This window comes from Staphylococcus caeli (assembly GCF_051413795.1).
Taxonomy (GTDB): Bacteria; Bacillota; Bacilli; order Staphylococcales; family Staphylococcaceae; genus Staphylococcus; species Staphylococcus caeli_A.
In genome coordinates this window covers 46720-72534 of record NZ_JBOIRQ010000013.1, presented here as the reverse complement: position 1 = coordinate 72534, position 25815 = coordinate 46720, and the positions used below count along the sequence as shown (strand labels likewise).

The window sequence follows — 25815 nt, the reverse complement described above, 5'->3', positions numbered from 1 at the left end:
TCTACTATAATAAAACGGCATTAAACTACACGACCAATTATAGTGAAAATTTGTTATAATGGTAGATATCTTTGGGGGTAAACATGAAAATTTCGAATACAAAAATATATGAGCAAGTTGCAGATATCATAATGGAAAGTATAAGTACAGATGTTTATCAAGTGGGTGATAAATTACCATCTATACAAAAGTTAAGTAAGGAATATGGTGTAAGTGTTGCTTCAGTGCGAGAGGCACTTAATGCTTTAAGAACTATAGGTATTATTGAAGTTAAACAAGGTTATGGTACGTTTATTAAACAAAAAGAGCCTACTTTTTTTGAATTTGGTGACAAGTTTACATCTGTAAATCAAATCACAGAGTTATTGGAACTTAGAGAAATCGTTGAAAGTGCAACGGTAGCCAGTGCATCTTTAAAACGTGATGAAAATGATCTAGCAGGTTTAAGAACAGCTTTGAAAGAAATGGGTGAAGCAATCACTGACGGAACTTCTGGTGAAAAAGCAGATTTAGATTTTCATTTAGCGATTGCTAAGGCTGCACAGAATTCATTATTGGTGGAACTTTTAAATAATATTGCGGAATTAATTCGTGACTCAATGAAAGAAACGAGAAAGTTGTTTATCTATAATAAGGAAAAAACAATGCATAAACTTTTAGAAGATCACGAGAAAATATATCATGCCATTTTAGCTCAAGAAAGTGATGTTGCAGTGAGAGCAATGCAACATCATTTGTTAGAAGTGAAAGAAACCATTCTAGCAAACTTTAAAGAGCAGTAAATAGTAATCAAAAGCGCTTTTTCATGAAATGTGTTCACAGATTAAAGTAGAGATTAGCATACTTTAGAGCTACACATCGTATGAAAAAGCGCTATTTATATGGACCTAGTAATATGTCTTGAAAAATAAAAAAGCCCAAACCTTCCGTAGTTTGGACTTCATTGCAAATTTTTAAATTTGTAAAAGTAATCAGCAGTTACAAATTATCATAATTAATACATTACCTTATATGTAAAAACAGATAGCGTTCCGTAAAAAACGCTATACCTAATTATAAAATTAAAACGTTGTAATTGGCAATAGGAAAAACATGAGAAATTTACATCAATCATATAAATTTGCAATTTAATAACGCGAAATATTATATGTAATCGAGTTTAAACTACCATTTCAAAATGAGCATTGCTATAATGAGAAGTGGCTTTAAAGTCATATATAGTCATTTATACTTAGCACAGTAATGTGTTACAATCACACTAGCAATAAAATTAATATGCAATTATAACTAAAAAATTACTTATATAAAAATAAGAGACCATAATAAATCAAGACCAATATTAACAACTTTAGAATATGGAGGTGCGATGCATGCCGTTATTTGTAAAGCCAGTTTTCCATGAAAAGATATGGGGTGGCAATCGATTAAAAGATTTTGGATATGATTTACCTAGTGATACGATTGGAGAAGTTTGGGGTATTTCAGCGCATCCAAATGGCAGATGTGAAATTTTAAATGAGCCATTTCAAGGGCAAACATTAGATCAAGTTTGGAATAATCATCGTGAATTATTTGGTGATTTTCCAAGCCAAGAATTTCCATTAATGACAAAAATAGTGGATGCTAAGTCATCCTTATCAGTGCATGTACATCCCGATGATGCTTATGCCTATGAAAATGAAGATGGTCAATATGGTAAGTCAGAATGTTGGTATATCATTGATGCTGAAGAAGATGCAGAGATAATTTATGGATTGAATACAGATTCAAAAGAAGTTGCTTTGGATAAGATTAATACGCAAGATTATGATGCATTATTTAATAAAGTGAAAGTTAAACCAGGGGAGTTTTATTTCATACCTGCAGGAACAATACATTCTATAGGCGCAGGCGTACTTGTTTATGAGACGATGCAATCTTCAGACGTAACATATCGCTTGTTTGACTATGATAGAGTTCATGCTTCTGGAGAAAAACGGGAGTTGAGTCAAAGTAAAGCGAAAGAAGTTATTGAAATTGCTAATGAAAATATCAATATTCCAACTGACACCGAAATTATAGAAAATCATAAACGGACGCAACTAGTTTCAAATGACTTTTTCACCATAGTGAAATGGGATATTTCAGGTACTTTAAATTATATGAAACCTAGGGAATTTGTTTTAGTATCCGTGCTTAAGGGTGAAGGACAAGTCATTATTGACGGTGCAGTGTTTGATTTGAAACAAGGACAGAATTTCATTCTCACTTCTGATGATTTGGATACAATTTTTGAAGGTGATTATGAATTAATTGTTAGTTATTTATAGACAGAAAAATGGAGTGCTTTAAATATGTATAAATTTTTATATGTCTCGTTAATTTGTGGACTATTAGCAGGGGCAGGTATATTTTTAAAAATCGAAATATTTCCTTCCATAGCTGTACCAATTATCTTAGGCTCGATAGGAATCATTGCAGCATTGATTACCATACCTGATAAAGAAATCAGTCCAATGCTAAAATTTGGAGGCGTATTAATTAATTTTATGCCAATAATGGGAGCCTTAACAATTGCACAATAGTAAATAGTATCAACTCAGTATCTTTACTTTTAAGTAAATGATACTTTTTTTATGGATAAGTAGTGTATTGGGTGAATTTGGCTTTTATAAAGAGAGTTGTGAACGGTTTAATATTCTCGGTTAATCAATTGGAAAATGTGGTAAAATAATATGTAAATTGGGGGTGCCAAGATTGGAAAAAGTAAGAGGCCTTATGATGACCTTAATTATTGCGATGGTAGCTACCATACTAGGTAGCAAATTTCCTGTTATTGGTGGAGCAATATTTGCAATTATTCTCGGTATCATCATCAATAATATAATTACTATTCCCAAAAAATATGAAGCGGGTATAAAATTTAGTAGCAAAAAAATATTGCACTATAGCATTATTGTCTTAGGATTTACATTGAGTTTTCAATCTATTGGTTCTATTGGTTGGAAATCATTACCAATTATTCTCATTACTTTATTTGCAGCTTTTGTAATAGTGTTTATACTTATGAAAATATTTAATATTAATGAACATCTGAGTATTTTAATTGGTGTAGGCACATCAATCTGTGGCGGATCAGCGATTGCAGCAACAAGTCCTGTAATTAAAGCGAAGGAAAGTGAAGTTGCTTTTGCAATTTCAACAATATTCTTATTTAACCTAATAGCTGTATTTATCTTCCCACCATTAGGTCATATATTACAAATGGGGCAAACCACATTTGGTTATTTTGGTGGTACAGCAATTAATGATACATCAAGTGTTATTGCAGCAACGTCTAACTATGGTAAGACGGCATTAGAAACAGGTGCTATAGTTAAGTTGACACGAACATTAATGATAGTCCCAGTTGTATTGTTTTTTACATATAGAATGATTCGAAAAGAGCGTGCACAGCAAACGAATACATCCATAACAAAGATATTTCCTTGGTTTATCGTATGGTTCGTTGTTGCATCTTTAATTAGTACAATTTTTAATTTTTCACCTTCAGTGATTAGTATTTTTCAACAATTGTCGTTATTTTTAATTACGATGGCAATGGCAGGTATTGGATTAAATGTTGATTTTAAGCAATTCAGGCAAGCTGGTTTGAAGCCAATCTTACTTGGATTAGCAACGTGGATTGTCGTTATTATTACAAGTTTAATCACAATGAAATTAATCAACTTATGGTAATGTTTGTTCTATATGTTGATTTTGCATATAATGGAAAAAATAGAATTTTTTATGAGATAAGGAGTATCTAAATGGCAGAGGAAACAAATTATTTTTGGTTAAACTGCGGTTATAATCGTTGGAACCATAATGAACCAATGGTGGGGCAAACCACTTTATTTGAATCAGGTGCTCAATTTAATCCATCACAGGGCTTCCGTTCTTTTAAACAAGCCAAAGTGGGAGATCGAGTAATCTTTTATCAAGTGCAGATGGATACTGGCTTATTAGGGTATGGAGAAATTACGAGTGTTCAAACAGGTGCTCAAAATAAAATTCGTGTGCATTTTCAATTACAAGCGCAATTGAAACCACTAACAGCAGATTATTTAAAACGTAGTGAACAACTTGAATTCAGAATGAGTAATATGAAAGAAACCTTGTTCAATCAAATTACACAAGAAGAGTTTGAGCTTATCGTGAGTTTAGGTAAAGGCGATACTAAAATTCCAAGATACTTTTTTGTGTCAGAAGAACAAGAATTTGAACCAGAATCTTATAATACGATTTATACGCACACGTATAATGGTATAAAAAGAAATGGATACCATTTTTATACACAACTTGAAATTGGAGATCAACTTGTTTTTTATAATAAAAAACGTGAACAGTCTGTCATCGGAGTCGGTGAAGTAAGTAAGCATATACATGAAAAAACACCAATTCCTGGCAGAACGAATAGTACTGCAATTGAAGTGTATTTTGATAAAGAAATAGAACCTGTATCATTAAGTACACTTAATAAACATCCTAAACTTAAAAATCTTTATTTTTTACAGGAAAATGCAAAACAAGCGATTGCAAGCATGTCAAAAACACAATTTGAATCAATTCTTGAAATGAGTGCTAATGATGGGATGAAACCACAATTTGAGTCAGTGTAAAACGACCAAATGTTAGCGCAAACAGCTGAAGATTTAAAACCATTTATTTTACTAGTAGTCGATAAGGGTGAAGGCTTGCAAGCAGCCGAAGACTTATTGCAAAAAACAAATGCGAATCCAGTGATTACGTCAGGTCATCCGGACTTTACTGAGGATATGCTATACGGTAAATATCTACCGAATGAAACGGGTGCGTTATATTATAGAGAAGGTTTCATCACAAATCTAATGCCGCGTAAAGACAAACAGTATTTAGTGATAGATAATTTTAATCGTATCGATCCTGACATATTCCAAACGTTTATTAATGTCTTAGAGGGTTATGAAGTGACGTTACCGAGATATAATAAAGATGGATCCATGGTAAAATGGTCAAGAAAAAAAGATTCGTACTATCACTTTAATCCTAATTGGCATATCATTGGCGTAACATATGATTCCTTAAATGACATAAAAGAAAAATATACTGAACAATTTTTGAAATATACAAGAATTGTTAAGGTAAATCAAGAATAACTATAACTGAATAATTGAAGATCAAACTGTCGGCAAAGTCTAGAACTTTGTGGACAGTTTTTTGCGTGTTTTATGTGTGTGTTATCTTAAACTAAGTTTATAAATGAAATTTCTAAATCTTCAAGGGAGCAAATGATTTATTTCACTCGAAATGGGATATAATAGATAATATACAAATATAAAAATATAATTAATAAATGATTATATAATATAAGGAGTGTTGACGATGCCAATTATCTATTATGATGGTAATTGTGTGTATTGTTATAATTATGCAATTTGGCTAATTCAAAATGGACTTTCAACACGATATCAATTTGCGACATTGCAAGGTGATTCAGCCCAACATTTAATGGAAAATTATCCTGAAGCACAACAATATGACAGTGTGATACTACAAGAAGGCGATCATTTGAAGTTCAAATCAGATGCTATTGCGACATTGATAACATCATTAACAAAGTATAAATGGCTAGGTATTTTACTATATATTACACCTAAACCCATTAGAGATTTTGGTTATCAATTGTTTGCAGATAATAGAAATCATATGTGGAAAACACATTGGCACAAGCCTAATAAATATGAGCAATCATTTTTCATTAATGACTGAAATTTTTACTGAAAATATGGAGGAAACGAACATGGGAAAAATAATAATAATAGGCAGTGCGTCCATTGATTTAGTTGTAAAGACAGATATTTTACCTAACGCTGGAGAAACGGTGATGGGAAATACCTTCTTCACTAATCCAGGGGGTAAAGGTGCAAACCAAGCTGTTGCAGCTGCACGTTTAAGTGACCAAGTGTATATGATTGGTGCAGTAGGCGATGATGATAACGGTAAAGCGATTATTGATAATTTAAAAGAAAATAATGTTGATACCTCATATATGGACATTATTGAAAATGAAAAATCTGGAACAGCGCATATCACTTTATATGATGACGATAACCGTATCATTGTTGTACCTGCGGCTAACAATTTTGTAACAGCTGAGAAAGTGTTACCTAAGCTCGAACATTTTGCGAAAGGCGATATCATTGTTTTACAGCATGAAATACCAGAAGAAACAATAAAAGCAGTAGTTAATTATGCGACGAACAATGACATGAAAGTTATATTAAATCCGGCACCTTATCGCTCATTGGATCAGGATATTATTGATAAAGTAACGTGGATTACACCTAATGAAACAGAAAGTGAATTGTTATTTGAAGGACGAGTTGATGAAGCACTTGAAACGTATCCGCGTAAGTTAATCATCACGCAAGGTGCAAAAGGCGCAGTGTTTTATAGTGAAACACAACAGCTAATTGCAGGATATGAAAAAGAGGTTGTCGATACGACAGGTGCGGGTGATACATTTAATGGTGCACTTGCAGTTGCATTAAATGAAAATAAATCACTAGAAGAAGCTGTGCAATTTGCTAATTTAGCAGGAAGTTTCTCAGTTACTGGATTAGGTGCGCAGGGTGCAATGCCATATAGCAAAGACCTAGAATAATAATGCTAGTATTTGCTATAATATAGATGAATCATTGCTTGGCGATTCAGATTAAAATAATTCTAATTTAAGGCCGTATTTCACTTTACAGATTATAATAATTATTATATAATAATTAATGCAATCAAGGATTTGTGTTGTCATTCAATGATAATATCAAAATTAAAGGAGAGATTTTACATGGCAAAAAGTAATGAAGAAGTAGTAAAAGTTTTAAATCAACAAGTAGCAAACTGGACAGTTGCATTCACCAAATTACACAATTTTCATTGGTATGTAAAAGGACCTAATTTCTTCTCACTACACACTAAATTTGAAGAATTATATGATGAAGCAAGTCAATATATAGATGATTTAGCAGAACGTATTTTAGCAGCTGGTGGTAATCCAGTGGCAACATTAAAAGAAAGTTTAGAGATTTCAATCATCGAAGAAGCTGGTAAAGGTTATAAAGCTGAAGAAATGGTTGAAGAGTTAACAAAAGACTTTGACAATGTTTCTAAACAGTTAGAAGAAGCAATTGAAGTTGCTTCAAAAGCAGAAGATGACGTGACTGAAGACATGTTTATCGGCATGCAAACAAGCATTGATAAACATAATTGGATGTTGAAATCATATTTAGGTAAATAAATATATTTATAAAAACGAATAACATTTCTGAGCTTTTTGAAATGAAAAGACTGTCGATGAAGTTACAAACTTTGTCGACAGTTTTTTGCATTCTGCGAGTATACATAACATCTTTATCCAATAGGTAACTTTTTAAAATGAACTTATCAAACTATTGGTGATGTTGATTAACTAGAAATGGTTGAAGGTTCAACGTGGTTTCCCATATAAATAACCCCTTCCTTTTAAAGTAGGCACCTAAAGGAAGGGGAATCAAATATATGATTATATAAATGTATTACTGAGCTATAAATTATTCAGCAATTTCTAACGCTACTTCCATCATTTGAGTAAATGAGTTTTGGCGTTCTTCGGCAGTTGTTGCTTCATCACGTAGAATATGGTCACTAACTGTAAAGATACCTAATGCTTTTTTATTAGCATAAGTTGCATTTAAGTATAATGCTGCTGATTCCATTTCAATACCTAAAATACCCATACGTTGCCATCTTTCATTGAATGTTGAATCAGCATTGTAGAAAGTATCTGAAGAAAGTACATTACCAACATGTGTAGTTGCTCCAATATCATCAGCTTTTTGTTTAGCTTTTAATATTAAATCGAAGTCTGCTAATGGTGCATAGTGACCAGGAATATTGTACTGTTCTACATAACTAGAGTTTGTAGATGCACCTTGTGCAATAATGATGTCGTATAAGTTGACGTCTTCTTGTAATGCACCACAAGAGCCTATACGAATAATCGTATCTACATCGAAGAAGTTGTAAAGCTCGTATGAATAAATACCAATACTTGGAAGTCCCATTCCTGAACCCATAACAGATACTTCTTTACCATTATATGTACCAGTGTAACCGAACATATTGCGGACTTCATTGAATTGTTCAACGTTCTCTAAATAATTATCGGCAATATATTTTGCACGAAGTGGATCTCCAGGCATTAATACGGTTTTTGCAATTTTTTTACCATTAGGTTGAATATGAGGTGTTGCTTTTGTCATAATCATCTTCTCCTTTAAATTCTTTATCAAATTAAAGATAACATTTGTTTATTATTTTTGCGAATTTTTGTAGTATAGAAGTAAAGAGAGAATATTTATAAAGATATGAATTTAATTTTACTATATAATTATAAGTGGAATATAACATCATATTAATATAGATAAAAATTAGGAGGATTTAATATGAATTATGCAAAATATATAGATCACACATTACTTAAACCGGACGCAACAAGAGCGCAAATTGATAAAATTATTAAAGAAGCAAAGGATTTTAATTTTAAATCAATCTGTATTAATCCAACGCATATTAAATATGCTGCAGAACAATTAAAAGATTCTGAAGTATTAGTTTGTACAGTTATTGGTTTCCCATTAGGGGCTTCCACTACTGAAACGAAAATGTTTGAAGTAGAAGATGCAGTGAAACACGGTGCTTCAGAAGTTGATATGGTAATCAATATCGGTGCATTAAAAGATGGTCGTTTTGAAGATGTACAAAAAGATATTGAAGGCGTCGTTGGTGCTGCTAATGGAAAAACTGTGAAGGTGATTATCGAAACATGTTTACTAACGGATGAAGAGAAAGTCAAAGCATGTGAATTAAGTAAAGCTGCAGGTGCAGATTTCGTTAAAACTTCTACAGGCTTTGCTGGTGGTGGTGCAACACCGGAAGATGTGAAATTAATGAAAGACACTGTTGGAGATGCTTTAGAAGTGAAGGCTTCGGGTGGCGTAAGAAACCTTGAAGACTTCAACCAAATGCTTGAAGCAGGTGCAACACGTATTGGTGCAAGTGCCGGTGTGCAAATTATTCAAGGACTAGAAAGTAACTCTGACTATTAATAAAAGATGAAAATTACTCGGAATGGATTTTACATTTTATTTGAAAAATAGGGGAGGCCAACTCACATGAGAATGGTAGATATTATTGAAAAGAAACGTGATGGTCAAGCTTTAACACAACAAGAAATCGAATTCTTTATCACTGGTTACACAAACGGAGACATTCCAGATTATCAGGCATCCAGTTTAGCTATGGCGATTTATTTTCAAGATATGAATGATGATGAACGTGCTGCTTTGACTATGGCGATGGTCAATTCTGGTGATGTCATTGATTTATCCAACATTAACGGTATCAAGGTTGATAAACATTCAACTGGTGGTGTTGGTGATACAACTACGTTAGTGCTTGCACCTTTAGTTGCAGCTGTAGGTGTGCCAGTAGCGAAAATGAGTGGACGTGGACTTGGTCATACGGGCGGTACGATAGACAAGCTTGAATCTGTCGAAGGATTCCATGTAGAAATTACCGAAGACAAGTTTGTTCAATTAGTCAATGAAGCGAAAGTTGCTGTCATTGGTCAAACAGGTAATCTCACACCTGCTGATAAAAAATTTTACGGATTACGTGATGTAACAGGAACGGTTAACTCAATTCCTTTAATTGCTTCATCTATTATGAGTAAAAAAATTGCTGCAGGTGCAGATGCTATTGTCTTAGATGTTAAGACTGGTAACGGCGCCTTTATGAAGACAATTGAGGATGCAGAAGCATTAGCACATGCTATGGTTCGTATCGGCAATAATGTTGGCAGAAATACGATGGCAATTATTTCAGATATGGGACAACCACTTGGTAAAGCAATCGGTAACGCACTTGAAGTTAAAGAAGCAATAGAAACGCTACAAGGCAAAGGACCAGAAGACCTCACGGAATTAGTTATGACATTAGGTTCACAAATGGTTGTTGTAGGCGGTAAAGCAAGTGATTTAGATGAAGCACGTGAATTATTAAAACGTGCAATTGAAGACGGTTCGGCATTAGAAACGTTTAGAACGTTTTTAGAAAATCAAGATGGTGATGGATCTGTTGTTGACGATGTCTCTAAATTACCTCAAGCAAAATATCAAATTGAACTTCTTGCAGAAAAGTCCGGCGTAATCACTGAGATTATTGCAAACGAAGTAGGCGTTGCTTCTATGATGCTTGGTGCTGGTAGACAAACGAAAGAAGATGACATTGATTTAAGTGTTGGACTTGAACTGCATAAAAAAGTTGGCGACAAAGTAAATGCAGGCGAATCATTATTGACAATTCACAGTAATCAAGAACAAATTGAGGATGTGAAGGCGAAGCTTTTACAAAGTATAACAATCAGTGAGTCAGGTGACGCGCCAACATTGATTCATAAAATTATTACTGAATAGGAGAGAATATTATGACTACACCATTTAAACGTGTGCATTTAATTGTAATGGATTCAGTAGGTATTGGGGAAGGACCTGATGCAAAAGCATTCAATGATGAAGGCAGTCACACATTGAAACATACACTTGAAGGATTTGAGCAATCATTACCTAATCTTGAAAAATTAGGACTTGGTAATATAGCTCCACTTCCTGTGGTAGACCGTGTTGAAGCACCACAAGCCTTTTATACAAAATTAAGTGAAGCTTCAGTCGGAAAAGATACAATGACAGGACATTGGGAAATCATGGGGCTTAACATCATGCAACCATTTAAAGTTTATCCTGATGGATTTCCTGAGGAACTGGTTAAAGAAATTGAAACACTGACAGGTCGCAAAGTCGTTGCTAACCGACCAGCTTCGGGTACACAAATTATTGACGAATGGGGCGAGCATCAAATGAAGACGGGAGACTTAATCGTCTACACGTCTGCAGATCCTGTGCTCCAAATTGCTGCGCATGAAGATATTATTCCATTAGAAGAATTATATGATATTTGCGAAAAGGTTAGAGCGCTAACAAAAGATCCTAAATATTTAATTGGTAGAATTATAGCGCGTCCTTATGTTGGTGAACCAGGCGCATTTAAACGAACTTCAAATCGCCATGATTATGCTTTGAAACCTTTTGGTCAAACGGTTATGAATGCATTGCAAGACGGCGGTTATGATGTGATTGCCCTAGGTAAAATCAATGATATCTTTGATGGCGAAGGTGTAACCGAATCAATTCGCACAAAAGATAACATGGATGGAATGGATAAATTAATTGAAACTGTACAACGTGATTTCACTGGTATGAGCTTCTTGAATCTTGTCGATTTCGATGCACTATATGGTCATCGTCGAGATAAGCCGGGTTATGCCCAAGCGATTAAAGATTTCGACGAACGATTGCCAGAGTTAATGCAACATCTGAAAGATGATGATTTAGTAATTATTACTGCTGACCATGGTAATGATCCAACAGCTGAAGGTACAGATCACACAAGAGAGTATATTCCAGTCTTGATGTTCAGTCCGAAGATTAACAATTATCATGAATTGAGTACGGATAATACCTTTAGCTCATTAGGTGCAACAGTTGCTGACAATTTTGGCGTGAAGATGCCAGAATTTGGTAAAAGTTACTTGAATGAAATGGGTATTGAAAAGTAAACGAGTATATACCGATAGATATTAAAAGGCCATAGTGGGTTAAAAACCGCACTGTGGCCTTTTCTAGTACATATAAAGTTTAATTTACTAACTTTGATTAGTCTTATTTATATTCACCATATACATCATGCCATTCAGATTTTTTATCTAAAAATGCTTGTGCGATTTCTTTAGCACCGTCTAACGAGTGACTGGCAGCCCAACCACATTGAACTTCATTACAAGCTGGAACTTCTGTAGCATTTAAGACATCTTGAATCGTTTGTTCAATAATGTTTAATACATCATCATAATCATCATGATTGATAAATGAAACGTAAAAACCAGTTTGGCAACCCATTGGACTAATATCTACTACTTTGTCCGAATGATTTCTGATATTTTCCGCCATTAAATGTTCCAATGAATGTAAACCTGGCATATCCATATGTTCTTTATTAGGTTGTTTGAAACGGATGTCATATTTATGGATGACATCACCATTTGCACCTTCCATCTTACCAGCTAATCTGACAAATGGTGCTGCGACAATTGTATGGTCTAAATTGAAACTTTCAACGTTCATTTTTGGCATAATATATCCTCCTAATCAATATCATGCACTTATTGTAACAATCCAATACAGGATTTACAATTTTGGGAAATTATAAAAACGACCTCCTTTGAGCTATTTTTTATAAATTTCAGAAAATTAATGACAGAAACCAATAAACCCGATAGAATAAGTAGTAATTAATTTAAGTTTTGTACATTTAAGACTGAGACAAAAATAGATGTCTCTGATTATTGTTCAATTAGTCATAATTGTAGGAGTGGGACTACGAAATCTCTATTAGAAAATTTGATTTCTGTCCCATTTAATAAATTACTTATTGCACTTTATTTCATGATGTCTATGAAAGATATGAGCGAAATTAAGTGATATAGGGGAAAGTGATTCAAATATGGAAAATAAACAAATCATTTTAGATTATATTGAAAACAAAAAATATAAATATTTAGAATTGAGTCATCAAATTCATCAGCGACCAGAACTAGGAAATGAAGAAATTTTTGCTTCGCGTACACTGACAGAAACACTCGTGCAGAACGAATTTGAAGTAGAAACAAATATCGCTGGGCATGCGACAGGATTCATTGCAACCTACGAATCAGAATTACCTGGTCCGACCATTGGATTTTTAGCTGAATATGACGCTTTACCAGGCTTAGGCCATGCATGTGGGCATAATATTATCGGCACTGCGAGTACATTTGCGGGCATTGCACTTAAACAAGTCATACACGAAATTGGTGGAAAGGTTGTTGTACTAGGTTGTCCGGCTGAAGAAGGCGGAGAGAATGGTAGTGCGAAAGCAAGCTATGTGAAAGAGGGCATCATTGATGATTTAGATGTTGCATTAATGGTTCACCCAGGCAATGAAACATATCGTACGATTGATACACTTGCAGTTGATGTATTGGATATTAAATTCTACGGTAAGAGTGCGCATGCTTCTGAAAATGCTGATGAAGCTAAAAATGGATTAGACGCGATGATTTCATACTTTAATGGTGTAGCCCAATTGCGTCAACATATTAAAAGTAGCCAGCGTGTACATGGTGTGATCCTAGATGGAGGTCAAGCAGCTAATATTATTCCTGATTTTACACATGCACGTTTTTACACACGTGCAACATCACGACATGAATTGGATAAATTAACTGAACGTGTGGGTCAAATTGCTAAAGGTGCAGCTATTCAAACAGGTTGTGACTATGAATTTGGACCGATTCAAAATGGCGTCAATGAATTTATAAAGTCTTCTAAATTAGATGATTTATTTGCTAAATATGCGACAGAAATGGGAGAAGCGGTCATTGATGATGACTTTGGTTATGGCTCAACAGATACGGGTAATGTAAGTCATATTGTGCCAACGATTCATCCGCACATTAAAATAGGTTCTAGAAATTTAGTAGGACATACACATCGATTTAGAGAGGCTGCTGCAAGTACACATGGTGACCAAGCTTTAGTTAGAGGTGCGAAAATTTTGGCACTCATGGGATTGGAGTTAATCTCAAATCAAGCATTACTAGATGAAATTATTGAACAACACCAATTTATAAAGGGGCATAAAAAATGATGAACGACCGCTCACTAAGACCCAAATTAACATTGAGTGATCTTTATGATACGCATATTGTTTATACATCTAGACCTTCATATATATCTAATCCTTGGTTAGAGCCAGAAGAACACCAATCAAATTTTTTGACGGGAAGAGAACTTATTATTGCAAATCATATGCCGGTGATTGTGCATGAAGCAAGTGTGACGGAGAAATTAGCGTTACTATTTGAAGCTGTTGGTAAATCTATGCCGACCAATGTGATTCGTTTTAAAGATCAACAAAGTTATGAACATACATTAAAAACACTAGCTACAGAGGAAGATAAGAAAATATATTTTCAGTATATTCATGGGGATGACATACTGACAAAAGATTATTATGCATTGAATAAAGATGTCTTTGTAGCTCTAAATAATAAGGCGCGTATTCCAGAATGGACAAATAATCAATATCTGCCTAAAAGAGAAGTGGTTGCCATAAATGATTTTGCTGATGCAGTATCAAGTTGGGAATTTCCATTTGTGCTTAAGCCAGGCGATGACTTGCCCACTGCTGGCGGTTATGGTGTAATGATTTGTTATAATGAAGCAGATTTAACAAAAGCGAAGCAACGTATAGATAATGCTAAAGATCAAACGGATACCATGATTATTGAACAAAAAATAGAAGCAGTAGCTAATTATTGTGTGCAGTTTGCATATTCTGAACAAGAGGGCATCCGCTATATTGGAACCTCTGATCAAATTACAGATGCTTATGGTTATTATAGTGGCAATGAAAATGCTAAAGATGTACCAGATAAGGTCATTCAAGCTGGTCATGAAATCATGGAAATTGGAGTTTCGAAGGGATATTTTGGCGTTGCTGGTTTTGATTTGTTGTTAGATAAACATGGAGATGTATTTGCGATAGATTTGAATTTCAGGCAAAATGGTTCGACGAGTATGTTATTACTTGAACCTGTACTGCAAGAAGGTTATCACAAATTCTACAGTTATGTTTCACCATGTGACAATCAACATTTCTTTAATACAATTTTAAAATTTGTGCGCAAAGGTGTGTTGTTTCCGTTGTCATATTATGATGGTGATTGGTATGAAAATGAAGCAGTTGCTTCTAGATTTGGTTGTATATGGCATGCAGAGAACAAATCTGAAGTTGAAAATTTAGAACAACAATTTTTACAAGAATTAAAAAGTAATCATGAAATCAGTTAGTTAATAGGTATTAGGAATGGGAATAGAAGTTGCTATAGTAAAGATACGAAATTAAATTGAAATTTCGAATGTCATTTTTACTAATGCGCTCTATTTCTTTTTTAATTTATACTATGAAATTCGTTGATTGACTAGAACTTTACAGTCATTTATATTTTATAGGTAGGTAATTATAATAAATGAATTGAAGGTGTTAGTATGTCTTACAAAGAAAGTTCATTTTATCAAGATATTTTAATTAATGAAGTGTTTTATATTGCGACTAAGTCAAAACGTTTAGTTAGACAATCAGTATCAGGGAAAGATGTTGTAGTTGCATGGACGGATGAAGCAAAAGCTAAGGATTATCTTAATAAAGAAGGTATTGAGTTTGATAAAATTAAAAAGCTTGATATCGATCGATTTGTAACTTATGAAATTGACGATGTGTTTGACGAAAATGACGAAGTTTTAATGAATCCAACAACAGGTAAAGATGGTGAATTAATAAACATTGTAAAAGCATCAAATGCGTTGATGTCAGATTTAGATAATATTCGTTTGAAAGAATTCGTAAAAGATGTGGCTAAGGAAGACGCAGTGTTTGGATTAACGAATAAAGATGTGAAGCAATTTTTAATGATTAGTGATGAAGCGCATCAAAAACCTAACATCATGCCAGTATGGAGTATTAAACGTAGAGCTGAAAAAGTAAGAGATGAAGACTTTGAAGAGTGTGATATTATTGAAATAGAAGGTGAAGTATTTGCAGAGTGGTTAGATACTTTACGTGATGATGATCATGCTGTTGCTATTGATTTAAAATCAGGTGTCGTTGGGACAGTAGTACCCGCGCAAAAAGTCATTAATCAACTTACATTTTAAGTTTTAACATATGTATTATAAAAATATATTCATGTTTTAATAATTATGTTTAATTAAAAAGGCAAGAGCCTGAGACATCTATTTATGTCCAGGCTCTTGTCTCTTTTTAAAGAATTTATAAATGTATCGAACCTAATGCACCAGAAAAGGCACCATGCTCTATATAATAAGGTTTGAATCCACGAAGGACAGTATAATCTTTAACTACTTCTTTTAATAAATCATTGTTGTGGAACGAGGAACCAATATAGGCTACATGTTCAGTTTGATGTTCTCTTGCAACGGTGATAGACATCGTCGTTATTACTTCTCCAACCACTCCAATCACAGAGGCTAACTTATCGGCATCGGTAAAATCCTTGTCCAAATTATGTAGCACGTGTCCGAAATTTGCTGCGGTTAAATCACCCGAAATAGGTGGCTCGCTATCTTTGTAAATATGTTTTACTTTTAAGTCAATGATGTCACGATTACCATGTTGAGCAGTGTCAGTGAGTGTTTGATAATCATTAATACCAGTCAATAAATAACCAAGTCCTTGAATCATACCACCGCCAGCACCTATACCACCAACACGCTGTTGTTGCTTACCATCAGTATAATGCAGAGAAGTACCAGTACCAACATTTGTAAATATGTAATTATCTAGAAAATGTCCTTGCTCCTCAAGTAACATTTCTAAGCCTTTAGCTGCAGCATCAAATTCTACAAATACCTGTGCTTTACAGTTCAGTTTTTCATTGATTCTTGCTGCGTGTCCCCCTGTTAGGCTGATGTTATTACAGTCTTGTTGATTGAGCCATGCAATAACATCATCGATTTCTGTTGTTAATCGCGTGTTATATGTACGTTTGCCATCGTTTTCTTGGACTATTTTAATGAGCGTACCACCAGCATCGATGCCAATCTTCATCGTCTATTCCTCCTAAGATATTTTCATTATAACTAATAGTATAATAAAATGGAGGAAAATCAAATATCAATTTAAGGGAGTATAAATTTATGATGCAATTAAGTCCTTTTATAAAAGTAGATGACGTGAAACAAGCAATCAACTTTTATCAAAATGCTTTTGGTGGAGAAGTTAAAATTTTAAATGAAAAAAACGAGCAATGGTTACACGCAGAATTACACATTAGTGAAGCAACAGTGATACATATAGCGAGTACATATGGTCGAGAATGGCATAATGATAATACGAATATTATATTGACGTTTGATCAATTAGAAACGCAACAAAAGGTTTACGATGCATTAAGCGAATGTGGTAATCCACACATGCCAATTGAAAAAACATTTTTCGGTGCAATGCATGGTCAAGTAAAGGATAAATATGAAGTGAATTGGCTAATGAATTGTTTTTTGAAATAAATAGTTATTTATAGATTATACTTGATAGAATAGTGGTATTAATAAATAATTAATACGTTTTAAATAGGGGATAGTGAAAATGTTTATTAAGAAAAATTTTGAAAATATTACGGTACAAGTATATGAACCACAATACAAGGATGCACTTTATGATTTTAAATTAAGTGAAAGACAACAAATTTATTCGTCATTACCAAAAGATGTATTACAAGACGCAATCGATGATGAAGATCGAATTGCGAACATCGCGCTAAATGAACAAGGCGATGTAGTTGGGTTCTTTGTATTACATCAATACTATCAACACGAGGGCTATGATACGCCAAATCAAGTTATTTACGTACGCTCGCTATCAGTGAATGAAGATTTTCAAGGGTATGGCTATGGTACAAAAATGATGATGTATTTGCCTGAATATGTCCAAGCTTTATTTCCAAACTTCAATCATTTATATCTCGTAGTTGATGCTGAGAACAAAGGTGCATGGAATGTATACGAACGTGCAGGCTTTATGCATGCTGCTACAAAAGAAGAAGGGCCAATTGGTAAAGAGAGATTATATTATTTAGACTTGGATTCAAAACATGTGTCATCTTTGAAGCTAAAACCTAATACAGATGAACAACCGTACAACATTCATATTATTGATTTAATAAAAGATGAACGGAAAGTTGGATTTCTTGCAATCGAACGCCACGACCAGCGCATGAACATTTCCTCTGTAGAAGTAAATAAAGAGGAGCGTCACAATGGTATAGCTGAAAGTGCCTTGAGACAGCTATCAACTTATGTAAGAAAACATTTTGATGGTGTAGAATTAATAACAATTACATTATATGGGGAAAATAATGAGCTAAAACCATTATGTATCAATAGCAATTTTGTAGAAATTGATGCGGCTGATGATTATATTGTGTTTGAAAAATATATAAATTATTAAATCCGATTGCGAAATCAGACATTGTCATTTATAATTTACATTTGTTAATATTACTTATGTTAAACTTAGTACTGGTTTGTATAAATGCCTTTGAAAGGAAGAATAAATAATGAGAATTCAAGATTATACTAAAGAGATGGTTGATGAGAAATCATTTATCGATATGGCTTACACGTTATTAAATGAAAAAAATGACACAATGAATTTATATGATATCATTGATGAGTTTAAAGCACTTGGTCATTATAAAGATGAAGAAATTGAAAACAGAATCGTACAATTCTACACGGATTTAAACACAGATGGTCGCTTTTTAAATGTTGGCGAAAACATTTGGGGTCTACGTGATTGGTATTCAGTAGCTGATATTGAAGAAAAAATTGCACCAACAATCCAAAAATTTGATATTTTAGATGACGATGACGAAGAAGACAAAAACTTGAAATTACTTGGCGAAGATGATGCGGATGACGATGATGATATTCCAGCAGTAACAGATGACCAAGAAACTTTGAATGATCCAGAAGATCCAGAAGAAGATGACGTCGATGAAGATTTAAATGAAACAGATATTGTCATCGATGAAGACGATGAAGATTTAGATGATGAAGAAGAAGATGAATTTGACGACGAAGAATCTGAAAAATAATTCTGTGAGATTTAATTGACTTTTTGCGTGAACATGATAAAATTTTATTCGGGCTCCTTTAAATAGGACGACGTGTAAAAATATTATACGCTCCCCCTTACAAACATGTGAGAGGGAGCGATTTTTTTATTTAATTTACGATATCAATTGAATTTTAATTTTTGATTTTCAGTAAATATTTGTTCAAACATTATTTACATAATGAAACTTAAAGTGCGTGTGTAAAAGTTTGCAACATAAATGAAAGAGCCACTGAATGAGTAAATGTCAATCAACTGTATTGAATGAAAATACTGTTTTAATAATAGGAGGCAGAACATGACAAAATTTATTTTTGTAACTGGTGGAGTTGTATCTTCATTAGGTAAAGGTATCACGGCAGCATCTTTAGGAAGATTATTAAAAGATAGAGGATTAAAAGTAACAATCCAAAAATTCGATCCATACTTAAATGTCGATCCTGGTACAATGAGTCCATATCAACATGGTGAAGTATTTGTCACTGATGACGGTGCCGAAACGGATTTAGACTTAGGACATTATGAAAGATTTATTGATATTAACCTTAATAAATATTCAAATGTAACTGCTGGAAAAGTATACTCACATGTTTTGAAAAAAGAACGTCGTGGTGATTACTTAGGTGGTACAGTGCAAGTCATTCCACACATAACAAATGAAATCAAAGAACGTTTATTATTAGCTGGTGAAAGTACCAACGCTGATGTTGTAATAACAGAAATAGGTGGAACTACAGGTGATATTGAATCATTACCATTTATCGAAGCGATTAGACAAATTCGTAGTGATTTAGGCCGCGAAAATGTGATGTACGTTCATTGTACGTTACTACCTTACATTAAAGCAGCTGGTGAAATGAAAACTAAACCAACTCAACATAGTGTGAAAGAATTACGTGGATTAGGTATTCAGCCTGATTTAATCGTTGTAAGAACAGAATATGAATTAACTCAAGATTTAAAAGACAAAATCGCATTATTCTGTGATATAGATAAAGCTAGTGTAATTGAGTGTCGTGACGCAGATTCATTATATGAAATCCCGTTACAGTTAAGTAAACAAGATATGGACGACATCGTAATCAAACGCTTGGAATTAAATCCAAAATATGAGACGCAACTAGATGAATGGCAATATTTATTAGACACAGTGAATAGTCTAGATGGCAAAATAACTATAGGCTTGGTCGGTAAATATGTGAGCTTACAAGATGCTTATTTGTCTGTAGTTGAATCATTGAAACATGCTGGTTACCCATTCAAGAAAGACATCGAAGTTAGATGGATTGATTCAAGCGAAGTTACAGATGATAATGTATCAGAAATATTATCTGACGTTGATGGTATCCTAGTACCAGGTGGATTTGGCTTCCGTGCCAGCGAAGGGAAAATATCTGCAATTAAATTTGCACGTGAAAACAATGTTCCTTACTTTGGAATTTGTTTAGGTATGCAATTAGCAACCGTAGAATTTGCTAGAAATGTACTAGGTCTAGAAGGTGCACATTCTGCAGAACTTGATCCAAATACACCACATCCGATTATTGATTTACTACCTGAACAAAAAGATATTGAAGATTTAGGTGGCACATTACGTTTAGGCTTATATCCTTGTCACATTAAAGAAGGAACATTAGCAAATTCAATTTATAATGAAACTAAAATTGAAGAACGTCATCGTCATCGTTATGAATTTAACAATGAATATAGAGAACAATTAGAAGCTAAAGGCTTAGTATTCTCAGGTACAAGCCCAGATGGTCGCTTGGTAGAAATGGTAGAAATTCCTGAAAATGACTTTTTCGTTGCATGTCAATTTCACCCAGAATTCTTATCAAGACCAAACCGTCCACAACCAATCTTCAAAGCATTTATTGAAGCAGCTTTAAAACAACAATCAAAATAATTTAAAAATATATGCGGGATGGGACACTAAATGTTGTCTCATCCCGTTTTTATGTTTATAAAATAATGTATTGTCTGAAATATACATTGTATCGAGGGCAAGATAAGGGTTAATTTTTCAAAGAAATTAAGCAAAAAATATGAAAATTAGGTGAATAGAGTAAAAAAAATCAAATAAAAACGCTTACAAAAATGTTGAAGAATGCAAAAGGTATATGACTTTGATATAATTACATTGTAAAAATATGTGCTTAAAGCACCAAGGAGGAACTTTCATGCCTTTAGTTTCAATGAAAGAAATGTTAATAGATGCGAAAGAAAATGGTTATGCAGTAGGTCAATATAACCTAAATAACTTAGAATTTACACAAGCGATTTTAGAAGCGTCTCAAGAAGAGAACGCGCCTGTAATCTTAGGTGTATCTGAAGGTGCTGCTCGTTATATGGGTGGTTTCTATACAGTTGTGAAAATGGTTGAAGGCTTAATGCACGACAAAGAAATTACAGTACCAGTTGCAATTCACTTAGACCACGGTTCAAGCTTCGAAAAATGTAAAGAAGCAATTGACGCTGGTTTCACTTCAGTAATGATTGATGCGTCACACGAATCATTTGAAGACAACATTGAAATCACTTCAAAAGTTGTTGAATATGCACATGAACATGGTGTATCTGTAGAAGCTGAATTAGGTACAGTAGGTGGACAAGAAGATGACGTTGTTGCTGAAGGCGTTATTTATGCAGATCCTAAAGAGTGTCAAGAACTTGTTGAAAAAACAGGTATCGATACTTTAGCACCTGCATTAGGTTCAGTACATGGACCATACAAAGGTGAACCTAAATTAGGATTTAAAGAAATGGAAGAAATTGGTGCGTCTACTGGCTTACCATTAGTATTACATGGTGGTACTGGTATCCCAACTAAAGACATTAAAAAAGCAATTCCATTTGGTACTGCAAAAATTAATGTAAATACTGAAAACCAAATTGCTTCTGCGAAAGCAGTTCGTGAAGCATTGGATAAAGATCAAGAAATGTATGATCCTCGTAAATATTTAGGTCCAGCACGTGAAGCGATTAAAGCAACAGTAATCGGTAAAATTAAAGAATTTGGTACATCAAACCAAGCAAAATAAATTGAGTATCAATATTGTGGAAGTTGAGGCACGAAATCAAATGAGAAGTCTTTGATTTCTGTCTTGCTTCCATTTTTTTATGTTATAATTTGTTGAGTTTTGTGAATTATCAAGGAATCAATTTATAGATCATAGCATCACGAACGAAAAGTGATATATAAATGCACGGTTGATAATAAGTAGGCACTCTAAATGAACACATTGAAAATAATTTTTTTAAATGAACTTTTGCTTGAAGTAGTGAAGTTATAGGAATTGATAGCTATAGAAAAGAATTATTGTGTGAATATAGTACATATTTTCACCGAAAATATGTTTTAGAAAACTGATGTGCTTTGCAAACTGTAATAATTTAATTTATAATGCAAATGATGTAACAGAAGAGGAATACTGATTGAAAGGCAAAGGAGAACAAGCGAATGGCTCAAGAAGTAATTAAAATTAGAGGTGGTCAAACACTTAAAGGTGAAGTGAACAACCACGGTGCTAAGAACAGTGCAGTAGCAATCATACCAGCAGCAATTTTGGCTGAAGATAAGGTAACAATTGAAGGCCTTCCAGAAATCTCTGATGTAGAAACGTTAGTGAGTTTACTTGGGGATTTAAACATTAAAACAGAATTAGACGGCATGACATTAAACGTTGATCCTAATGAAATTGAAAATGCACCATTACCGAATAATAAAGTGGAATCATTGCGTGCGTCATATTACATGATGGGGGCAATGTTAGGTCGATTTAAAAAATGTGTTATTGGCTTACCAGGCGGATGTCCATTAGGACCAAGACCTATCGATCAACACATCAAGGGCTTCAAAGCATTGGGCGCTAAGATTGATGAATCTAGCACTACTTCAATGAAAATTGAAGCTGATAAATTAGTAGGTGCTAATATCTTTTTAGACATCGTGAGTGTAGGCGCGACCATTAATATTATGTTGGCAGCTGTTCGTGCAGAAGGTCAAACAGTGATTGAAAATGCGGCTAAAGAACCAGAAGTGGTAGATGTAGCGAACTTCTTATCAAGTCTTGGTGCAAATATTAAAGGCGCTGGTACAAGTACTATCAAAATTACTGGCGTAGAACATTTGCATGGTTCACATCACCAAGTCATTCCTGATAGAATCGAAGCCGGTACATATATGTGTATTGCAGCAGCTTGTGGTGAAGATATTAAGATAAACAACATTATTCCAACACACGTAGAACCGTTAACTGTTAAATTAAAAGAACTTGGTGTTGATATCCAGGTGAATGATGACAGTGCTGTTATTAGACGCAGTACACCTTATTCAAGTGTAGATATTAAAACGTTAGTGTACCCAGGATTTGCAACAGATTTACAACAGCCTATCACACCGTTATTATTTATGGCAGACGGCGTATCATTCGTAACCGAAACAATTTATCCAGCAAGGTTTAGACATGTAGATGAATTGAAAAATATGGGCGCAAATATATCTGCAGATAATGGTACAGCGACAATTAAACCGTCAACATTAACTGGTGCGGAAGTATATGCTAGTGACTTACGAGCAGGCGCATGTCTTATTGTAGCTGGTCTATTAGCAGAAGGTGTTACAACAATTTATAACGTTAAGCATATTTACCGTGGTTATACGAATATCGTTAGTACACTTAAATCTCTAGGTGCAGATATTTGGACTGAAGAAGTTTAAAAAGTGTGGTATACTAAATATACTTAATGGTAATTGACTATGGAGTTTGAAAAAATTTAGTATAAAATCGGTAATGAGGTGATGACCATGAAGGTTTGCCCTTATCTAGAAGAGACCTTTAAAATAGTAGGCAGAAGTTGGAATGGTCTTATTATTAATTACTTATCAAGATGCACGGAAAAATCTGCACATTTTTCAGATATGAAGCGTGATTTAAAAACAATTACGCCCCGTGCTTTAAGTATAAAATTAACAGACCTAAGTGAATGGGGACTTGTTGAGAAAAAAGTTGTGTCAACGAGCCCTATGAATATTCTGTATCAACTTACAGATAAAGGTGATGCTTTAGCAGCGGCATTAGAACCAATGGAAAAATGGGCTCAAGAGTACATTGAGCTCGAAAATAAATAAGATTTACATTTTTTTAAGAGGCTAGGACATATATTGTTCTGGCCTCTATTTTTGTATAGGCATATTTTCGTGGTGGGACTAGGAAGCTTTTAGAAAAATTAGATTCCTCTCTCACTCACTTTAAAAAATTGAATTGTAATAATTATTATTAATTAACATGATGATTGAGTTGACAGTCTTTACTATAACATTATTAATCATAGGGGATCATTTTCACCAAAGACTGTGAGCAGTAATGTTTAAAAATTTTAGATGTCGGTTAGAATGTAACTATCAACTTAACTTAAGGAGTGAATGATTAATGAGAAATTTCACTAAACAATATATTAATGGCGCATGGGTTGAAAGCACTAGTGGTGAAACACTTGATGTGATTAATCCTGCTACAGAAGAAGTTGCTGGTACAATTGCTAAAGGTAATAAAGAAGATGTAGAAAAAGCAGTAGAAGCAGCAGATAACGTCTATTTAGAATTTAGACATAGTTCTGTAAAAGAAAGACAAGAACTATTAGATAAAATCGTAGAAGAATATAAAAATAGAAAAGATGACTTAATCGAAGCCATTACTGATGAGCTAGGTGCACCATTATCCGTTTCAGAAAACGTACATTATCAAATGGGCTTAAATCATTTTGAAGCGGCAAGAGATGCTTTGAACGATTTTCAATTTGAAGAACGTCGTGGCGATGATTTAGTTGTAAAAGAAGCGATAGGTGTTTCAGGATTAATTACACCTTGGAACTTCCCTACAAATCAAACAGCATTAAAATTAGCAGCAGCCTTTGCAGCTGGTAGCCCAGTAGTATTGAAACCATCAGAAGAAACACCATTTGCAGCAGTTATTTTAGCTGAAATTTTTGACAAAGTTGGCGTACCTAAAGGTGTATTCAACTTAGTAAATGGTGACGGTGAAGGCGTCGGCAATCCTTTAAGTGAACACCCTAAAGTAAGAATGATGTCATTCACTGGATCTGGTCCAACAGGGTCAAGCATAATGAAAAAAGCTGCAGAAGATTTCAAAAAAGTATCGCTTGAATTAGGTGGTAAATCACCATATATCATTTTAGACGATGCTGATATCGATGGTGCAGCAAGTGCGGCGGCTAATAAAGTCGTGTTCAATACTGGACAGGTTTGTACAGCAGGTACAAGAACATTAGTGCCGGAAAGTATGAAAGCTGAGTTTTTAACAGCTGTAAAAGAAAAATTTAGCGAAGTAAAAGTTGGTAATCCGAGAGAAGAAGGTACGCAAGTCGGTCCAATTATTAGTAAAAAACAATTTGACCAAGTACAAGATTATATCGACAAAGGTATAGCAGAAGGTGCAGAATTACTTTACGGTGGTCCTGGTAAACCTGAAGGCTTAGATAAAGGCTACTTTGCACGCCCAACTATTTTCAACAATGTTGATAACAGCATGACAATTGCTCAAGAAGAAATATTTGGTCCAGTTATGTCTGTAATCTCATATAATGACTTAGATGAAGCTATCCAAATCGCTAATGATACAAAATATGGTTTAGCTGGTTATGTATACGGTAGCGACAAAGATAAACTACACAAAGTAGCGCGTGCTATTGAAGCAGGTACAGTAGAAATTAATGAAGCTGGACGTAAGCCTGACTTACCATTTGGCGGTTACAAACAATCTGGTTTAGGCCGTGAGTGGGGCGATTACGGAATTGAAGAATTCTTAGAAGTTAAATCAATCGCAGGTTACTACAAATAAATAACATATGTGAATGATTTAATGAAAATGCGTCTAACCGTACTATAAAATTAAATATTTAGATTAA

Annotated in this window: 24 protein-coding genes and 1 pseudogene; 22 read left to right on the top strand and 3 right to left on the bottom strand. The window is 34.0% G+C overall.

The genetic code is table 11. From position 1 onward, the window contains the following. Positions 1-83 precede the first annotated feature (83 nt). From ACSULM_RS08310 to ACSULM_RS08275, 8 genes and pseudogenes are all read left to right on the top strand, one after another. Positions 84-782 carry a FadR/GntR family transcriptional regulator gene (locus ACSULM_RS08310; protein WP_436862020.1) on the top strand — a complete coding sequence of 233 codons (699 nt, stop codon included), beginning with the start codon at positions 84-86 and terminating at the stop codon, positions 780-782. 588 nt (positions 783-1370) lie between these two features. Next, the gene (locus tag ACSULM_RS08305; protein WP_436862018.1) at positions 1371-2309 is read left to right on the top strand and encodes a type I phosphomannose isomerase catalytic subunit; all 939 of its coding nucleotides are present in this window, start codon (positions 1371-1373) and stop codon (positions 2307-2309) included. Between the two features lie 24 nt (positions 2310-2333). Next, positions 2334-2564 (top strand): hypothetical protein, encoded by a 231-nt coding sequence (locus ACSULM_RS08300; RefSeq protein WP_436862016.1) that lies wholly within the window; start codon positions 2334-2336, stop codon positions 2562-2564. A 172-nt stretch (positions 2565-2736) separates the two neighbouring features. Next, entirely contained in the window at positions 2737-3717 is a 981-nt protein-coding gene (locus ACSULM_RS08295) for a YeiH family protein (protein WP_436862014.1), read from the top strand. A gap of 71 nt (positions 3718-3788) precedes the next feature. Next, a pseudogene (locus tag ACSULM_RS08290) lies at positions 3789-5156 on the top strand (EVE domain-containing protein). Between the two features lie 226 nt (positions 5157-5382). Further along, positions 5383-5769, top strand: a complete 387-nt coding sequence (locus tag ACSULM_RS08285; RefSeq protein ID WP_436862012.1) for a thiol-disulfide oxidoreductase DCC family protein — start codon at positions 5383-5385, stop codon at positions 5767-5769. A 31-nt stretch (positions 5770-5800) separates the two neighbouring features. Continuing rightward, entirely contained in the window at positions 5801-6664 is an 864-nt protein-coding gene (gene rbsK, locus ACSULM_RS08280; RefSeq protein WP_436862010.1) for a ribokinase, read from the top strand. Between the two features lie 180 nt (positions 6665-6844). Next, complete coding sequence (locus ACSULM_RS08275; RefSeq protein ID WP_436862009.1) at positions 6845-7294, top strand: Dps family protein; 450 nt, start codon at positions 6845-6847, stop codon at positions 7292-7294. Positions 7295-7586: 292 nt separating this feature from the next. Here ACSULM_RS08275 and deoD read toward each other — a convergent pair whose 3' ends face one another. After that, on the bottom strand, positions 7587-8297 hold the full coding sequence (gene deoD, locus ACSULM_RS08270) for a purine-nucleoside phosphorylase (RefSeq protein WP_069996331.1): 711 nt from the start codon (positions 8295-8297) through the stop codon (positions 7587-7589). A gap of 183 nt (positions 8298-8480) precedes the next feature. On the opposite strand from deoD, the gene deoC reads away from it, so the two are divergent. The 3 genes from deoC to deoB all read left to right on the top strand — a co-directional run bounded on the left by deoC (position 8481) and on the right by deoB (position 11710). Continuing rightward, positions 8481-9143 (top strand): deoxyribose-phosphate aldolase, encoded by a 663-nt coding sequence (gene deoC / locus ACSULM_RS08265; protein ID WP_436862007.1) that lies wholly within the window; start codon positions 8481-8483, stop codon positions 9141-9143. A 66-nt stretch (positions 9144-9209) separates the two neighbouring features. Further along, the gene (locus tag ACSULM_RS08260) at positions 9210-10511 is read left to right on the top strand and encodes a pyrimidine-nucleoside phosphorylase (protein ID WP_436862005.1); all 1302 of its coding nucleotides are present in this window, start codon (positions 9210-9212) and stop codon (positions 10509-10511) included. Between the two features lie 11 nt (positions 10512-10522). Then, positions 10523-11710: a phosphopentomutase gene (gene deoB, locus ACSULM_RS08255; protein WP_436862004.1), complete on the top strand. Its 1188-nt coding sequence runs from the start codon at positions 10523-10525 to the stop codon at positions 11708-11710. Between the two features lie 103 nt (positions 11711-11813). Here the strand turns inward: deoB and ACSULM_RS08250 are convergent, their stop codons facing one another. Next, positions 11814-12284 (bottom strand): S-ribosylhomocysteine lyase, encoded by a 471-nt coding sequence (locus ACSULM_RS08250; protein WP_436862002.1) that lies wholly within the window; start codon positions 12282-12284, stop codon positions 11814-11816. Between the two features lie 370 nt (positions 12285-12654). On the opposite strand from ACSULM_RS08250, the gene ACSULM_RS08245 reads away from it, so the two are divergent. From ACSULM_RS08245 to ACSULM_RS08235, 3 genes are all read left to right on the top strand, one after another. After that, entirely contained in the window at positions 12655-13839 is a 1185-nt protein-coding gene (locus ACSULM_RS08245; RefSeq protein ID WP_436862000.1) for a M20 family metallopeptidase, read from the top strand. Beyond that, positions 13836-15044, top strand: coding sequence for an L-aspartate--L-methionine ligase LdmS (gene ldmS / locus ACSULM_RS08240; protein ID WP_436861998.1), 1209 nt, complete (start codon positions 13836-13838; stop codon positions 15042-15044). Before ACSULM_RS08245 ends, ldmS begins: the two co-directional genes overlap by 4 nt. 198 nt (positions 15045-15242) lie before the next feature. Further along, a complete protein-coding gene (locus ACSULM_RS08235; RefSeq protein WP_436861996.1) occupies positions 15243-15908 on the top strand; it encodes a DUF2750 domain-containing protein in 666 nt (221 codons plus the stop codon). A 115-nt stretch (positions 15909-16023) separates the two neighbouring features. Here the strand turns inward: ACSULM_RS08235 and coaW are convergent, their stop codons facing one another. Next, on the bottom strand, positions 16024-16821 hold the full coding sequence (gene coaW / locus ACSULM_RS08230; protein WP_436861995.1) for a type II pantothenate kinase: 798 nt from the start codon (positions 16819-16821) through the stop codon (positions 16024-16026). Positions 16822-16910: 89 nt separating this feature from the next. On the opposite strand from coaW, the gene ACSULM_RS08225 reads away from it, so the two are divergent. The 8 genes from ACSULM_RS08225 to ACSULM_RS08190 all read left to right on the top strand — a co-directional run bounded on the left by ACSULM_RS08225 (position 16911) and on the right by ACSULM_RS08190 (position 25748). Next, a complete protein-coding gene (locus tag ACSULM_RS08225; RefSeq protein ID WP_436861994.1) occupies positions 16911-17279 on the top strand; it encodes a VOC family protein in 369 nt (122 codons plus the stop codon). A gap of 79 nt (positions 17280-17358) precedes the next feature. Continuing rightward, a complete protein-coding gene (locus tag ACSULM_RS08220; RefSeq protein ID WP_436861992.1) occupies positions 17359-18219 on the top strand; it encodes a GNAT family N-acetyltransferase in 861 nt (286 codons plus the stop codon). 109 nt (positions 18220-18328) lie between these two features. Then, positions 18329-18868 (top strand): DNA-directed RNA polymerase subunit delta, encoded by a 540-nt coding sequence (rpoE, locus tag ACSULM_RS08215; RefSeq protein WP_436861991.1) that lies wholly within the window; start codon positions 18329-18331, stop codon positions 18866-18868. 318 nt (positions 18869-19186) lie between these two features. Beyond that, entirely contained in the window at positions 19187-20794 is a 1608-nt protein-coding gene (locus ACSULM_RS08210; RefSeq protein ID WP_436861989.1) for a CTP synthase, read from the top strand. Between the two features lie 274 nt (positions 20795-21068). Next, positions 21069-21929 carry a class IIb fructose-bisphosphate aldolase FdaB gene (fdaB, locus tag ACSULM_RS08205; protein ID WP_436855818.1) on the top strand — a complete coding sequence of 287 codons (861 nt, stop codon included), beginning with the start codon at positions 21069-21071 and terminating at the stop codon, positions 21927-21929. A gap of 419 nt (positions 21930-22348) precedes the next feature. Further along, on the top strand, positions 22349-23608 hold the full coding sequence (locus ACSULM_RS08200; protein ID WP_436861987.1) for a UDP-N-acetylglucosamine 1-carboxyvinyltransferase: 1260 nt from the start codon (positions 22349-22351) through the stop codon (positions 23606-23608). 87 nt (positions 23609-23695) lie between these two features. After that, positions 23696-24019 carry a winged helix-turn-helix transcriptional regulator gene (locus ACSULM_RS08195; protein WP_436855816.1) on the top strand — a complete coding sequence of 108 codons (324 nt, stop codon included), beginning with the start codon at positions 23696-23698 and terminating at the stop codon, positions 24017-24019. A gap of 301 nt (positions 24020-24320) precedes the next feature. Beyond that, a complete protein-coding gene (locus ACSULM_RS08190) occupies positions 24321-25748 on the top strand; it encodes an aldehyde dehydrogenase family protein (protein ID WP_436861984.1) in 1428 nt (475 codons plus the stop codon). The last annotated feature ends 67 nt before the right edge of the window (positions 25749-25815 follow it).